This window comes from uncultured Pseudokineococcus sp. (genome assembly GCF_947499845.1).
Taxonomy (GTDB): domain Bacteria; phylum Actinomycetota; class Actinomycetes; order Actinomycetales; family Quadrisphaeraceae; genus Pseudokineococcus.
In genome coordinates, this window is record NZ_CANMPM010000002.1 from 143,332 (window position 1) to 157,577 (window position 14,246).

Here is a 14,246-nt window from a genome sequence, read left to right on the forward strand (position 1 = left end):
CGCGGACCGGCGTGTCGTCCCGAGGTGTCCGGGTTGCCGCCCGCCGTCCGAGGACCGACGCCCTCCCGAGGAGGCCGCCGGTCCCCCGGGCGGGGCGCTCAGACCCCGACGTCGCGCAGGCGCTCGCCGTCGCCCGTCATCGTCGGGGCGCCGCCGCCCGGCGTGCCCTGGTCCGACCAGCGCAGGAGGGCGCCGACGCCGTCGCCGAGCTCGAGCGGGTCGCTCTCGTCCTGGCGGGTGCCGGGCACGAGCACCAGGCCGGCCGCCCCGCCGACCGCCGCGCGCACGAGCGCGGCGTCGGCCCGGACCTCGACCGGCTCGGCCACGCCCATCTCGAGCAGGTCCTCGCGGCTCTGCGCCAGCTGCAGCGCCTCCGGGCCCACCCAGAGGGTCCACGTCGAGCTCGGGTCGTCGCGCAGGAGGACGTCCTGCACCTGGCCGCGCTGCAGCATCTGCACGACGGCGTCGATCCCGTCGGCGCCGTCCGCGTCCTTGCCGCGGGCCTGGGAGTAGCTGTCGACGACCTCCTGCAGGCGCCGCTCCTGGACCCGCGCCAGCACCTCGCCGAGCGTGCGGGCGAAGTCCTCCGAGCGGATGCCGTCGGCGCGACCGCCGCCCTGGACGACCTCGGCGATGCCCGCGGCCGCGCCGCCGAGGCGCTCGCGGACGAGCGAGACGGCGTTGTCGTCGCCGGTGAGCACGACGACCTCGGGCTTGTACCGGCTCACGAGGTCGTCGACGTCCGAGGCGACCGCCGCGGCGTCGCGCTGCCAGGAGTCCTCGACGCGCCGCTCGTGCGTGTACTCGCCCGTGCCGCCGACCGGCACCTTGTGGAGCACGTCGTCGTCGGAGCCGGAGGTCTCGCGGGCCCGGACGTCGTCGACCGTCGAGCCGACGACGGCGTCGCCGCCCTCGGGACGGGCCGCCGTGACGCCGGAGCCCACGGCCACGGTGAGGTCGGCCCCGTCGTGGTCGGCGGCGACGAGCAGGTAGCGCGTCGAGCCGGCCGCCGCGCGCACCGCGGGCAGCACGTGCGCGACGGGCCCCCACGACGCCTCGTCCTGCGCCGGCGCGGCCGGCAGCACGAGGTCGAGCACGACGCCGCCGGCGCCCGCCACGACCGTGCGGCCCGAGCCGTCGCCCGCGTCGTGGCGCCCGCTGGGCGCCGTGGCGCGCTCGGCGAGCAGGTCGAGGACGTCCTCGGGCGCGCCCTGCTCCTCCAGGCGGCGGCGCAGCTCGCGCCACCGCAGGTCCACCTCGTGCTCGCCCGAGGCGTCGGTGCGCGAGACGTCGAGCGTCACGCTGGCGAGGGGCCCCTCGGCCTCGAACGCCGGTGCCAGCCACTGCAGGTCCATCGGTCCTCCTCGGTCTCGTCCGCGTCGCGGGCCTCCGCGGCCGGAGGTCGGCCCTCCGCCGCGGCGCGCCCGCGGCCCCTGGCCGCGGCGCCGCCCGCGCTCGTCTCCACCCTGGCCGCTCCGCCGCGGGCGTGCGACCCGGCGCCGGTCCCCTCCCGCGCCCCGGCGCCCTCCCCTCGGCTCCCGCTACGCTCGTCGGCGCCCCGGGCCCCCGTAGCTCAGGGGATAGAGCAACGGTTTCCTAAACCGTGTGTCGGAGGTTCGAATCCTCTCGGGGGCACCCTCCTCCGGCGCCGGGCGACCGCCTCGGCGCCCGCCCGCCGCCCGTCGGCACCGCCCGCTCCCACCACCCGTCGGCACCGCCCGCCCCAGCCACCCGTCGGCACCGCCCGCCCCAGCCACCCCGGGGGGCTACCGTCCCCGCCATGGAGAGCAGGCGCCTCGGGCGCACGGGCAGGGACGTCGGCGTCGTCGGGCTCGGGACGTGGCAGCTGGGCGGGGACTGGGGCGAGGTGCGCGACGACGAGGCGCTCGCCCTCCTGCGCACCGCCGTGGACGAGGGCGTCACGCTCCTCGACACCGCCGACGTCTACGGCGACGGCCGCAGCGAGCAGCTCATCGGGCGCTTCCTCGCCGACCTGCCCGAGGGCGACCGCCCGCTCGTCGCCACGAAGGCGGGACGCCGCGCCGACCCCCACGAGCCGGGCCAGTACACCGCCGACAACCTCCGGGCGTGGACCGACCGGAGCCGCGCGAACCTCGGCGTCGAGCGCCTCGACCTCGTCCAGCTGCACTGCCCGCCCACGGCCGTCTTCTCCGACGACGCCGTGTTCGAGGCCCTCGACGCGCTCGTCGACGAGGGCCTCGTGGCGGCCTACGGCGTCTCCGTCGAGACCGTGGACGAGGCGATGACGGCGCTCGCCCGACCGCACCTCGCGAGCCTGCAGATCATCCTCAACGCCTTCCGCCGCAAGCCGCTCGAGCGGGTGCTGCCCGCGGCGGCGGAGGCCGGCGTCGGGGTCCTGGCCCGCGTCCCGCTCGCCAGCGGACTGCTCACCGGGAAGTACGACGAGACCACCACCTTCGCCGAGACCGACCACCGGTCCTACAACCGCGACGGAGCGGCCTTCGACATCGGCGAGACGTTCTCCGGCGTGCCGTACGAGCTCGGCCTGCGGGCCGCGGCGGAGGTCGGCGAGGTGGCCGCGACGCGCGGCGTCCCGACGGCGGCCCTCGCCCTGCGCTGGGTGCTCGACCAGCCCGGCGTCACGTGCGCCATCCCGGGCGCCCGCACCCCCGAGCAGGCACGGTCCAACGCCGCGGCGGCGGAGCTCGACCCGCTGACCGACGACGAGCTCGCCGCCCTCGAGCGGGTCTACGACACCCACCTGCGCGAGGTCGTCCACCACCGCTGGTGAGCGGCCGGGGCCGCCCCGCCGCTCGCCCTGCCGCTCGCCCTGCCGGGCGGCCCCGGCAGGACGCGCAGGACGGACCCGGCAGGACGACCCGACAGGACAGGCCGCCGCTCGGCGCGCACGGTGGACGCATGGCGAACACCCAGCCCGACCGGCCCGGCGGACGGCGACCGTCCGCCCCGCCCGCGCGCGGGGACGGCGAGCCCCTCGAGCCGCGCTACGGCATCGGCGGGTCGGCCCCCGCGCGCAGCGCGCTCACGCTCCGGGCGGTGCTGGCCGCGCTCGGCCTCGTCGTCTGCGCCGGCGGCGCCGCATGGGCGGGCGTGGTCGGCGCGCCGGCGTGGCTCGTCGTCGTCCTCGTGCTCCTCGCCGTCGTCGCGGTGGTGGACCTCGTCGTCATCGGGCGTCGCAAGGCGCGCGGCGAGCCGGGGTAGGCCGCCCCCCACCCGGCTGCCCCGACCGACCGCCCCGACCGAGCGCTGACGCCCGGGCGCCTCCTCGGGTGCCCGGGGCCACGACCTAGGGTCGGCGCGTGGCCCTCCGCGGCGTGCTCCTCGACACGACCCCCCTGCGCGTCCCCGCCTACCGGCGTCTGCTCACCTCCAGCGCCGTCTCGGCGGTCGGCAGCCAGCTGACGGCGGTGGCCGTCCCCGTCGAGGTCTTCCGCATCACCGGCTCCTCCACATGGGTGGGGGTCGCCTCGGCCGCCGGGCTCGTGCCGCTCGTCGTGTTCTCCCTGTGGGGCGGCAGCGTCGCCGACGTCGTCGACCGGCGGAGCCTCATGGCCGTCAGCGTCGCCGGCATCGCGGCGTCCTCGGCCCTGCTGGCGCTGCACGCCGTGCTGGGGGTCGAGTCGCTGGCCGTGCTCCTCGGGCTGGTCGTCGTCCAGCAGGCCTTCTTCGGCCTGTACGCGCCCGCCCGCGGCGCCGCCGTGCCGCGCCTCGTCCCGGCGCGGCAGCTGCCCGCGGCGATGGCGCTCTCGACCACCGTCTTCGGGGTCGGCGCCGTCGCCGGGCCGCTGCTCGCGGGCGCCCTCATCCCCCTCGTCGGGCTCCCGCTGCTGTACCTCGTCGACGCGCTCGGCCTGCTCGCCGCCCTCGCCCTCGTCCTGCGCCTGCCGGCGATGCCCGTGACGGGAGAGCCGGGCCGTCGCGCCGGCGCCGGCAGCGTCCTGGCCGGGCTGCGCTACATCGGCACCCGGCAGGTGCTCCTCGTGTCCTTCCTGGCGGACGTGCTCGCGATGGTGCTGGGCATGCCGCGGGCGCTGTTCCCCGTGATGGCCCACGAGGTCTACGGCGGTCCCGCCGACGGCGGCCTCGCGCTCGGCGTCCTCTACGCCGCCATCCCCGTCGGCTCGCTGCTCGGCGGCCTCTTCTCGGGCCGGGTCGTGCGGATGCGCCGCCACGGCGCCCTCGTGCTGGCCAGCGTGGCGCTGTGGGGCGCGGCCGTCGCCGCCGTCGGCCTGACGACGTCGCTGTGGGTGGCCGCCGTCCTCCTCGCCGTCGCGGGCGCCGCCGACCTCGGCAGCATGGTCTTCCGCGGCGCCATCCTGCAGACCGCCGCGACCGACGAGATGCGCGGGCGCCTGCAGGGCGTCTTCACCGTCGTCGTCGTCGGCGGCCCCCGACTGGCGGACCTGCTCCACGGCGCCGCCGGGGACCTCCTCGGCGCCCGGGCCGCGATCGGCCTCGGCGGCCTCCTCGTGGTCGTGGCCACCGGCGTGCTCGCGCTGCGCGCCCGGCAGTTCCGCCGCTACACCGCCCCCGCCTGACGGCGCCCACCCGCGCGAGGCGGGACGCGGTAGACGGCAGCGGTGGACCCACGACGCCGTCCGGCGCGCCGTGGGTCCACCGCTGCGACCGCTCCCGGTCGGGTGTCAGCCCAGCGGCGTGTGCGCCGGGTCGACGCGCTCGCCCTCGGGCACCGGCCCGGGCGGGGTCCCGTCGCCGAAGGGGCTGCCGCCGAGCTGCTCGCGGCCGTGCGGCGTGAGCCAGCCGGACAGGTCCGGACCCTTCGGCACGACGCCCGTGGGGTTGATGTCCTCGTGGACGACGTAGTAGTGCGCCTTGATGTGCGCGAAGTCGGTGGTGTCGCCGAAGCCCGGCGTCTGGAAGAGGTCGCGGGCGTAGGCCCACAGCACCGGCATCTCGCTGAGCTTGCTGCGGTTGCACTTGAAGTGGCCGTGGTAGACGGCGTCGAACCGCACCAGGGTCGTGTACAGCCGCACGTCGGCCTCGGTGATCGTGTCGCCCATGAGGTAGCGGCGGTCGGCCAGCCGCTCCTCGAGCCAGTCGAGCGCCGTGAACAGGCGGTCGTAGGCCTTCTCGTAGGGCTCCTGCGAGCCGGCGAAGCCGCAGCGGTACACGCCGTTGTTGACCTCGGTGTAGATCCGCTGCATCACCTCGTCCATCTCCGCGCGCAGCGCCTCGGGGTAGAGGTCGGGCGCGCCGTCGCGGTGGTGCTCCCCCCACTCGAGGGACAGGTCGAGGGTGATCTGCGGGAAGTCGTTCGTGACGACCTGCCCGGTGCTCTCCTCGACGAGCGCGGGCACGGTGATGCCCTTGGGGTAGTCGGGGAAGCGGGCGAAGTAGGCCTGCTGGAGGCGCTCGTAGCCCAGGACCGGGTCGACGCCGCCCGGGTCGAGGTCGAAGGTCCAGCTGCGCTTGTCGTGCGTCGGGCCGGCGATGCCCTGGGAGATGACGCCCTCCAGGCCGAGCAGCCGCCGCACGATGATCGAGCGGTGCGCCCAGGGGCACGCGCGCGCGGCGACCAGCCGGTAGCGGCCCGGCTCGACGGGGTAGCCGTCGCGCCCGTCGCGGGTGATGCGCGTCTCGATGTAGGCGGTGTCGCGCTCGAACTCCTGGCCCGCCGTGACGTAGGCGCCCTTCGTGCTCTGCTCGTCGGCGCCCGTCCCGTCGGTGCCGCGGTCGCTCGTCGTGGTGTCGCTGGTCGTCGTCATGGCTCGCCCTCCGCTCCGGCGGTCGCCGCTGCTGGACGACCCGCCGTGGCGTTCACGCGTTCAACCAGTATGCCCGTCCGCGGGGCGCCCGCGCTCAGCGTGACCCGAACGCCGAGGAGGGCAGGTCCTTCTCGTCCTCGACGACGGCGCGCAGCACGCGGTCGGCGACGGCCTGCGGCTCCAGCCCCGTGGGCAGCTTCGGCGCCTCCCCCGCCACGGGCCGGGTCGCGAGGCCCGTCTCCGTGTGGGGCGGCCGGACGTCGAGCACGCGCACCCGGTCGCGCCGCAGCTCCTTGGCCACGGCGGCGTCGAAGGCCGTGAGCGCCGCCTTGGCCGCCGAGTAGGCCGCCATCCCCGCCACCGGCTGCTCGGCGACGACGGCGCTGAGCATCACGGCGACGGAGCCGCCGCGCTCGGAGGCCGAGGCGCGCAGGTGCGGCAGGGCGGCGCGCAGCAGCCGCACGGGGGCGAGGTAGTGCAGCAGCAGGAGCTCGTCGACGAGGTCGTCGTCGACCTCCGCCGCCGGGCCGAAGGCCACGACGCCGGCCGCGTGCACGAGGACGTCGAGGCCGCCGAGCGCGTCGACGGCCGCCCCGACGAGCGCCTCGGGCGCCCCCGGCTGCCGCAGGTCGGCGGGCAGGCGGGCCGCGGCGTCCACGTCCAGCGCCCGCAGTCGCTCCTCGTCCCGCGCCGAGAGGGCCACGGCGGCCCCCCGCTCCGCCATCCCCGCCGCGAGGAGGGAGCCGAGGCCCCCGCTCGCGCCCGTCACCAGCACGCGCGCGCCGTCCAGGTCCGTCATGCGCGCACGGTAGGCGCGGGCGCCGTGCCGGGCTCGTCGAGAGAGGCGGCTCGTCGAGAGGGGCCCGTCGAGGTCCGGCGGCTCAGCCCCGGACGGACTCGTAGCGGGAGAGGGCGACCTTCCGCTCCTCGGCGTGGTCGACGACGCGCTCGGGGTAGCCCTCGGGCGTCCCTCCCGGGAGGGTCCACGGCTCGTGGACGGCGGCGCCCTCGACGTCGCGCAGCTCGGGCACCCAGCGCCGCACGTAGTCCCCGCGGGGGTCGAAGCGCTTGCCCTGCGTGACCGGGTTGAAGACGCGGAAGTACGGCGAGGCGTCGGTGCCCGTGCCCGCCACCCACTGCCACCCGTGGTTGTTGGACGCGAGGTCGCCGTCCACGAGGTGGCGCAGGAAGAAGCGCGCGCCGCCCTGCCAGCGCTGGTGGAGGTCCTTGACGTAGAAGGACGCGACGAGCATCCGCATCCGGTTGTGCATCCACCCCTGCCCCAGCAGCTGGCGCATCGCGGCGTCGACGACCGGGTAGCCGGTGCGGCCCTCCTCCCACGCGCGGACGCGGCGCCGGGCCTCCTCGCCGTCGTCGTGCTCCATGCCCGCGAGCTCGGGCTTGTAGGCCTCGCGCGCCGAGTCGGGCCGGTGCCACAGGACGTCGGCGTAGAAGTCGCGGAAGCACAGCTCGCGGACGTAGGCCTCGGCGCCCGGCCCGCCGCGGGCCGTCGCCTCCTGCACGAGCGTCCGGGGGTGCACGCACCCCAGGTGCAGGTAGGCGGACATGCGGCTCGTCGAGTCGAGGTCGGGGCGGTCGCGCTCGTCGGCGTAGCGGTCGAGCCGCTCGTCGCGGAAGGCCTTCCAGGCGGCGGTCGCGGCCTCCTCGCCGGGCGACGGCAGGTCGGCGTCGACGGCGGGCGCCTCCGGCAGCTCGTCGGGCCCGTCGAGCCGGGCCCACGTGAGCGCGCGGGGCGTCGGGGCCGGGTCGGGCACGCCGTGGGCGCGCCACGCCCGCGAGAAGGGCGTGAAGACCTGGAAGGGCGAGCCGTCGTCCTTCGTCACGAGCCCCGGGCCGACGGCGTAGGCGGTGCCGTCCTCGACGAGCGGCACCCCCTCGCCGTCGCCGCCCTCCCCGGTGGGCAGCCGGGACAGGGCCTCGCGCACGGCGTCGTCGCGGCGGCGTCCGTAGGGGCCGACGTCGCGGGCCACGTGCACCGACGCGGCGCCGGCCTCGCGCACGACGGCGGGCACGACCTCGCGCGGGTCGCCCCGGCGGACGACGAGCGCGCCGTCCGTCGCCTCCCGCAGCGCCTCGAGGCAGCCGACGAGGAAGCGGCGGCGCGCGTCCCCCGCGGGCTCCCAGACGGCCGGGTCCAGCACGAAGAGCGGGAGGACGCCGCCCGCGCCCCCGCGCTCGCGGGCCGCGAGCAGCGCGGGGTTGTCGCCGAGGCGCAGGTCGCGCCGGAACCACAGGACGGCGGGGGGGCTCACGCCCCGAGGGTGCGCGAGGGCCCCCGGGGCTGCCAGTCGGCGGCCTCGGGGGCCCTCGTCCGGGCTCGGTGCCCGGTGGTGCTCGGTGCTCGGTGCCCGGTGGTGCTCGGTGCCCGGTGGTGCTCGGTGCTCGGTGCTCGGTGAGGAGGCTCAGGCCTCGCGCTCGGCGCCGGGGGGCGAGGTGTCCTCGTCGAGGACGACGTCGAGCGCCTCGCGCACCGACTGGCGCGTCGCCAGGCGGACGGAGGCCGCCTGCTGCAGCTCGGCCGTGTCGGCCTCGGCGATGCGCTCGCGCTCCTTCTTCTCCGCCTCGAGGGAGAAGTCGCGCGCCTTGCGGATCCGGTCCCAGATGTCTGCGTCAGCCATGCGGCACAGCACAGCACGGCAGCCGCCGGCGCGCGCGACGGTGGCGGACGGGTGGCGGACGGGTGGCGTTACCCGACCGTGTCGTGGCGAGGTGCGCGTCGAGGATGCGGGCGGGGGTGACCTGCACCACCCTCGACGACGCGGGGAGACCCGCGACGGCCGGGGCGAGGTGGACGCGCCGGTCGTGCACGACGCACGGAAGCGCGCCCATGGCCTACCTCGCCCTCCTCCTGCCCGTCCTCGTCCTGCCCGTCATGCTCGCGATGGCCGCGTTCGAGACGCGGTGCAGCGATCGCACGCCCCTCCTGCGCCGGCGACCCGCCGACGACCTCGCGGCCGAGCCGGCCGTCGCGCCCGCGCTCCCCGCGGGCGACCAGCGCTCCTAGCACCGGGCTCGCGGCGCAGCGTGGCGCGCGGAACCGGTGCGGTGCTGTCGCGCGCCGTCCCTCAGAGGACGCCGGTGCCGCGCAGCAGCCGGGCGAGGCCCGCGCCGTCGGGCGCGGAGACCCACGCGTGGTCGGAGTCCTCGCGCGCGGGCGCCCCCTGCGGCGCCGGGAGGCCCTGCGCGAGGACCGACTCGGTGGGCGAGAGGTGCCGGATCGCCACCGCCGCGACGCTCGCGGGCCGCTCCCGGGCGAAGTCGGCGTAGATGGCCTCGTCGTGCTGGCCGTCGTCGCCGACGAGGAGCCAGCGCACGTGCGGGAACTCGTCGGCGAGCCGACGCAGGCTCCGCTCCTTGTGCAGGCGCCCGCTGCGGAACCACCGGTCCGGCGTCGGGCCCCAGTCGGTGAGCAGCAGCGGCCCGCGCGGGTAGAGGTGGCGGTGCAGGAAGCGCGTGAGCGTCTGCGCGACGTTCCAGGCGCCGGTCGAGAGGTAGACGACGGGGACGTCGGCGTGGGCGCGGGTGATGCGCTCGTAGAGGACCGCCATGCCCGGGACCGGGTTCCGGGCGTGCTCGTCGAGCACGAAGGTGTTCCACGCCGCGAGGAAGGGGCGCGGCAGCGCCGTCACCATGACCGTGTCGTCGATGTCGCTGACGAGGCCGATCTCGACGTCGTCGCCGATGATCCGCACCGGGGCCACGGCGGGCTCGGCGCCGTCGGCGTGGAGGACGACCTCCTGCCACCCGGCCTCGAGGTCGGCCGGGAGGCTGACGTCCACGAAGCCGCCCCGGTCGGTGAGGACGTCGTGGCGCTGCCCGGCCACCTCGACCACGACGGGGGCGTCGCGCACGGGGACCGTGAGGAAGCTCCGCCACCCCCGGACCACCTCGGGACGCTCGCTGGGGCTCCGACCGTCCGGCGCGGTGAGCAGCAGGCGACCGAGGACGCGCACGCGCCGCGGCGAGCCGTACCCGGCGTAGACGCTGATGGACGGCCGCCAGCCCTGCTCGAGGGCTCGCCGGCTGGCGCGGCGGTGCAGGGCGTCGCCGAGGGCGACGGTGCGGGCGTGCAGGGGCCGCAGGGCGGGGGCGGCGTCCTCCGAGGTGGCCACGCCGGAACCCTGCCACAGGGCCCCGACGGCGCCCCTCGAGGCTGCCGCGCCGCTCACGGACGGGTCACGATCGGGCGCGAGCCCTCCCGCTCCGTCGTGCGCTCGCGCAGGATGCCCGGGTGCCCCGCCCGCCCCGGACCTCGCGCACGCCCGGGGGTCCCGCGCTCGCGCGCCCCCGGCTGCTCGCGGGGGCCGTGGCGGTCGCGCTGGCCCTCGTCGCGCTGCCGACGACGGGCCTCCTGCAGCTCCCGGGCGCTCTCGGCGGGGACCTGCGGGAGGGCGCCGCCGCCGGCACCGACCCGCCGGCGCTCGTGCCCGACCCCGTCGTCGAGGCCGTGCCCGACGCCGAGCGCCCCCTCCTCGTCCTGCGGGCCGAGGGCGACGTCGTCCGGGCCACGGAGCTGCCGCACGCCGTCGCGAGGACGGCCGTCCTCGTGCTGCACGGCTACACGAGCAGCGCGGCCCAGGCCGCGGAGCGCCTCGAGGCGGCCGCGCTGGCCCGCGACCTCGGCGCCGTCGTCGTCCTCCCGACCGGCCTCGGAAGGCGCCCCAGCTGGGCCGCGGGCAGCTGCTGCGGGTCGGCCGCCCGCTCGGACGTCGACGACGTCGGCTACCTCTCGCGCCTCCTCGCGGACCTGCGGTCGCGCGGCGCGGAGCGCGCCTACGTCGTCGGCTACTCCAACGGCGGGATGCTCGCCTACCGCCTGGCGTGCGAGCGCCCCGAGGACGTCGACGCCGTCGCCGTCGTCAACGGGACCGTCGCGGTGCCGACGTGCCCGGGCGCCTTCACGGCCCTGCACCTCGCGGGGGCGGAGGACGACGCCGTGCCCGTCGACGGCGTGGACCTCGTGCCCTTCCTCTTCACGGGCTTCCCGGCCCTCGCCGACCTCCCCGCCCTCGCGCCCGCCGCGGACCTCGACGTCCGCGTGCTGCCGGGGGTCGGCCACGAGGTCGCGCCGGGCGTCCCCGCGACGGTCCGCCGCTGGCTCGCGGCGGGACCGACGCCGCCCGCGTAGCTCCCGGGACCCTCAGGCGGACCTCTTGCGCGTCCGCCGGGCGGGGGCGGCCTCCTCCTCGGACCCCTTCGACGCTGTGCCCTTCGACGCTGTGCCCTTCGACGCAGAGCCCTTCGCCTTCGAGGCCGTCCCCGTCGCGGTGGACCGCCCCTTCGCGCCCTCGGACGCCGAGCCCTTCGCCGTCCCCGTCGACGCTGTCCCCTTCGACGCCGTCTCCTTCGCGGCCGTCCCCTTGGACGCCGCCCCCTTCGACGACGTGGCGTTCGCGGACGAGGTCGTCCGGCGCCGCCGTGGCGCCGGGGCCTCCTGCGCGGCGTCGCCGCCCGCGTCCTCCGCAGGCTCCTCCGCGGCCGGCGTGCGACGGCGCGAGCGCCGCGGCGCCGGCGCCTCCTCGGCGGGCTCCTCGCCGCGGTCGCGCCGGGCCCGGTCGACGCTGCGCTGCAGCGCCGAGAGCAGGTCGACCACCTGCGCGCCCTCGCCGGCCTCCTCCTCGCCCTCCGCGGGCGGCCGGCGGACGTCACCGGCGCTGATCTTGGCCTCGACGAGCTCGGTGACGGCGGCCGCGTAGCCGTCGGTGAAGGCGTCGGGGTCGAAGTCGCCGGCCAGGGACTCCACGAGCGAGGCCGCCATGGTCGTCTCCTGCGGGCGCAGCTCGACCTCGGAGGACAGGACGTCGAAGGACGCCTCGCGCACCTCGTCGGGCCACAGCAGCGTCTGCAGGCTGATGACGTCGTCGCGCACCCGCAGCAGCGCGAGCGACTCCCGCTGCCGCAGCGCCACCTTGACCACGGCCACGCGGTCGGTGGCCCGCAGGGCCTCGCGCAGCAGCGTGTAGGGCTTGAGGGCCGTCCGCTCGGGCTCGAGGTAGTACGCCTTGTTGAACAGGACCGGGTCCACCTGGTCCGACGGCACGAACTCGACGACGTCGATCTCGCGGCTCGTCGACAGGGGGAGCTGGTCCAGGTCCTCGTCGGTGAGGACCACCTGCTCGCCGTCCGCCGTCTCGTACGCCTTGGCGATTTCCGGGTAGGAGACCTCCTCGCCGTCGACGCTGCAGACGCGCCTGTAGCGGATGCGCCCGCCGTCGGCCTCGTGCACCTGGTGGAACCGGACGTCGTTCGTGCCGGTGGCGGCGTAGACCTTCACGGGCACCGAGACGAGCCCGAAGGACACGGCGCCCTTCCAGATGGCCCTCACGGCGCACCCCCTCCCCGGCGGGGGCCGGCGCCGGGCGGCTCGCCCGGCGCTCGTCCGCCGTGGCGGCCATGATCGTCCGGTGCGCCCCATGCTCGCCACCCCCGCGCGCACGCCCGGTGCGCTCCCCGAGGACGGGCGCACGTGGGCGTACGAGGTGAAGTGGGACGGCATGCGCCTGCTCGCGTCCACCGCGGGCGGCCGGACGCGCCTCGCGAGCCGCACCGAGCGCGACGTCACGGGCGCCTTCCCCGACCTGGCGGGCCTCACCGCCGCGGGCGAGGACCTGCTGCTCGACGGCGAGGTCGTGGCCCTCGACGCCGCCGGGCGACCGTCCTTCGGCGTCCTCGCGCCCCGGCTCGGCCTCTCGGGCGCGCGGGCGGCGGCGGCCGCGCGCTCCACCCCCGTCGTCTACGTCGTCTTCGACCTCCTGCGCGCCGACGGCCGCGACCTCCTGGCCGAGCCCCTGCGCGCGCGCCGCGCCGTCCTCGAGCCGCTGGCCGCGCGCTGGGAGGGCCTCGACGTCGGCGGGGCGGCGCTGCAGCTCTCCCCCGTCTTCGACCACGGCGCCGACGTGCTCGCCGCCACCCGCGCGCAGGGCCTCGAGGGCGGCGTCGCCAAGCGCTGGGACTCCCCCTACCGCCCCGGCGAGCGCAGCCCGGCCTGGGTGAAGGCCGCCCACCGCGCCGCGCGGACCGTCGTGGTCGGCGGCTGGCGCCCGCAGGAGGGCACGCGCGACCGCGTGGGGGCGCTGCTCGTCGGCGCGCCCGACGCCGACGGCCGCCTCGTCTACCTCGGGCGCGTGGGCAGCGGGATCGGCCCGCGGGCCGCGGCCCACCTCGCACCCCGCCTGAGGCCGCTGGCGCGCGACGCCTCCCCCTTCGCGACCGACGTGCCCGCCGTGGACGCCCGGGACGCGGTCTGGGTCGAGCCCGCGCTCCTCGCCGAGGTGCGCTCGCTCGGGTCGACGACGGGCGGGCGGCTGCGCCAGCCGTCCTACGTCGGGCTGCGCGAGGACGCCGAGCCCGACGTCGTGGACGCGGCGACGGTCGAGGCCGCGGCCGCCGCGAGCGCGCAGGAGCGCCCCGGGCGGTGGCGGCGGTGAGCCCCCAGCACGAGACGACGGTGCAGGTCGTCGAGGTCGGCGGCCGCCGCCTGCGCCTGACGTCCCTGGAGAAGGTGCTCTACCCGGCGACCGGGACGACGAAGGCCGAGGTGCTCGACTACGTCGCCCGCGCCGCCGAGCCGCTCCTGCGCCAGCTGCGCGACCGCCCCGTCACGCGCGTGCGGTGGCCCCACGGCGTCGGCGACGCGTCCTTCTTCGAGAAGAACGCGCCCGCCGGCACGCCGTCCTGGGTGCGCACGGCGCGCGTCCCGCTGCGCTCCTCCGAGCGCGACGGCCGCGCCGTCGGCGGCGCCCCGCCGGAGGTCGTCGTCTTCCCCCTGCTCGACGACGTCGCGGGGCTCGTCTGGGCGGCCAACCTCTCCGCGATCGAGCTCCACACGCCGCAGTGGCGCGTCCGGCGAGCGGAGCCGGACGGCGACGACGGGCCCGTCCGCACCGCGCACCCGGACCGCCTCGTCGTCGACCTCGACCCCGGGCCGGGCACGGGGCTGGCCGAGTGCGCGGCGCTGGCGCACGTCGTCGCCGAGCGCCTCGAGGCCGACGGCCTCGACCCGCGCCCCGTGACGAGCGGCAGCAAGGGCCTGCAGCTCTACGCCGCCGTGTCCGGCGAGCAGGACGCCGACGTCGTCCGCGACTACGTGCGCCGCCTCGCCGAGTCCCTCGCCCGCGACCGCCCGCGCGAGGTCGTCGCGACGATGACGAGGGCGCGGCGCACCGGCCGCGTGCTCCTCGACTGGTCGCAGAACACGTGGTCGAAGACGACCGTGACGCCCTACTCGCTGCGCGGGCGCGAGCAGCCGCGCGTGGCCGCGCCGCGCACCTGGGACGAGCTGGACGAGCACCTCGAGCAGCTCTCCCCCGAGCAGGTGCTCGCGCGCCTGGCCGCTGACGGCGACCTCCTCGACGACGTCACCGGGCCCGGGCCGCGGCTGCCGGAGCGCTGAGCGCCGCCCGCGACCAGCCCGTGTCCGCCCGAGCCATGGGCGCACAGCGACCTGCGCGACGGCACCCTCGCGCGACCGCCGGGCCGCTGACCTGCGACGACGCC

14 protein-coding genes and 1 tRNA gene are annotated in these 14,246 nt (G+C 77.5%); 8 read left to right on the forward strand and 7 right to left on the reverse strand.

The features are described from left to right. Positions 1 to 98 precede the first annotated feature (98 nt). Positions 99 to 1,355, reverse strand: coding sequence for a Vms1/Ankzf1 family peptidyl-tRNA hydrolase (locus Q0789_RS02670; RefSeq protein ID WP_298801854.1), 1,257 nt, complete (start codon positions 1,353 to 1,355; stop codon positions 99 to 101). Positions 1,356 to 1,562: 207 nt separating this feature from the next. Here Q0789_RS02670 and Q0789_RS02675 point away from each other — a divergent pair. The 4 genes from Q0789_RS02675 (at position 1,563) to Q0789_RS02690 (ending at position 4,541) form a co-directional block, all read left to right on the forward strand. After that, positions 1,563 to 1,635, forward strand: a tRNA-Arg gene (locus Q0789_RS02675). Positions 1,636 to 1,780: 145 nt separating this feature from the next. Continuing rightward, a complete protein-coding gene (locus Q0789_RS02680; protein WP_298801856.1) occupies positions 1,781 to 2,773 on the forward strand; it encodes an aldo/keto reductase in 993 nt (330 codons plus the stop codon). A 128-nt stretch (positions 2,774 to 2,901) separates the two neighbouring features. Beyond that, on the forward strand, positions 2,902 to 3,204 hold the full coding sequence (locus Q0789_RS02685; RefSeq protein ID WP_298801858.1) for a DUF6343 family protein: 303 nt from the start codon (positions 2,902 to 2,904) through the stop codon (positions 3,202 to 3,204). Between the two features lie 98 nt (positions 3,205 to 3,302). Continuing rightward, positions 3,303 to 4,541 carry an MFS transporter gene (locus tag Q0789_RS02690; protein WP_298801860.1) on the forward strand — a complete coding sequence of 413 codons (1,239 nt, stop codon included), beginning with the start codon at positions 3,303 to 3,305 and terminating at the stop codon, positions 4,539 to 4,541. A 105-nt stretch (positions 4,542 to 4,646) separates the two neighbouring features. Here Q0789_RS02690 and Q0789_RS02695 read toward each other — a convergent pair whose 3' ends face one another. From Q0789_RS02695 to Q0789_RS02710, 4 genes are all read right to left on the reverse strand, one after another. Next, complete coding sequence (locus tag Q0789_RS02695) at positions 4,647 to 5,729, reverse strand: glutathione S-transferase family protein (protein WP_298801862.1); 1,083 nt, start codon at positions 5,727 to 5,729, stop codon at positions 4,647 to 4,649. A 94-nt stretch (positions 5,730 to 5,823) separates the two neighbouring features. Next, on the reverse strand, positions 5,824 to 6,528 hold the full coding sequence (locus tag Q0789_RS02700; RefSeq protein ID WP_298801864.1) for an SDR family oxidoreductase: 705 nt from the start codon (positions 6,526 to 6,528) through the stop codon (positions 5,824 to 5,826). Between the two features lie 82 nt (positions 6,529 to 6,610). After that, positions 6,611 to 8,002, reverse strand: a complete 1,392-nt coding sequence (locus Q0789_RS02705) for a deoxyribodipyrimidine photo-lyase (RefSeq protein ID WP_298801867.1) — start codon at positions 8,000 to 8,002, stop codon at positions 6,611 to 6,613. A 150-nt stretch (positions 8,003 to 8,152) separates the two neighbouring features. Next, the gene (locus Q0789_RS02710; RefSeq protein ID WP_298801871.1) at positions 8,153 to 8,368 is read right to left on the reverse strand and encodes a hypothetical protein; all 216 of its coding nucleotides are present in this window, start codon (positions 8,366 to 8,368) and stop codon (positions 8,153 to 8,155) included. Between the two features lie 209 nt (positions 8,369 to 8,577). Here Q0789_RS02710 and Q0789_RS02715 point away from each other — a divergent pair, with 209 nt between their 5' ends. Continuing rightward, positions 8,578 to 8,754 (forward strand): hypothetical protein, encoded by a 177-nt coding sequence (locus Q0789_RS02715; RefSeq protein WP_298801873.1) that lies wholly within the window; start codon positions 8,578 to 8,580, stop codon positions 8,752 to 8,754. A 61-nt stretch (positions 8,755 to 8,815) separates the two neighbouring features. Here the strand turns inward: Q0789_RS02715 and Q0789_RS02720 are convergent, their stop codons facing one another. Continuing rightward, on the reverse strand, positions 8,816 to 9,790 hold the full coding sequence (locus Q0789_RS02720) for a phosphatase domain-containing protein (protein WP_366917619.1): 975 nt from the start codon (positions 9,788 to 9,790) through the stop codon (positions 8,816 to 8,818). Positions 9,791 to 9,981: 191 nt separating this feature from the next. On the opposite strand from Q0789_RS02720, the gene Q0789_RS02725 reads away from it, so the two are divergent. Next, the gene (locus Q0789_RS02725; protein WP_298801877.1) at positions 9,982 to 10,878 is read left to right on the forward strand and encodes an alpha/beta fold hydrolase; all 897 of its coding nucleotides are present in this window, start codon (positions 9,982 to 9,984) and stop codon (positions 10,876 to 10,878) included. 12 nt (positions 10,879 to 10,890) lie between these two features. On the opposite strand, the gene Q0789_RS02730 is transcribed toward Q0789_RS02725, so the two are convergent. Continuing rightward, on the reverse strand, positions 10,891 to 12,075 hold the full coding sequence (locus tag Q0789_RS02730; RefSeq protein WP_298801879.1) for a Ku protein: 1,185 nt from the start codon (positions 12,073 to 12,075) through the stop codon (positions 10,891 to 10,893). Between the two features lie 88 nt (positions 12,076 to 12,163). Here Q0789_RS02730 and ligD (Q0789_RS02735) point away from each other — a divergent pair, with 88 nt between their 5' ends. Then, positions 12,164 to 13,177 (forward strand): non-homologous end-joining DNA ligase, encoded by a 1,014-nt coding sequence (gene ligD, locus Q0789_RS02735; RefSeq protein ID WP_298801881.1) that lies wholly within the window; start codon positions 12,164 to 12,166, stop codon positions 13,175 to 13,177. Beyond that, positions 13,174 to 14,142 (forward strand): non-homologous end-joining DNA ligase, encoded by a 969-nt coding sequence (gene ligD / locus Q0789_RS02740; RefSeq protein ID WP_298801882.1) that lies wholly within the window; start codon positions 13,174 to 13,176, stop codon positions 14,140 to 14,142. The genes ligD (Q0789_RS02735) and ligD (Q0789_RS02740) overlap by 4 nt, the downstream gene beginning before the upstream one ends. Positions 14,143 to 14,246 lie beyond the last annotated feature (104 nt).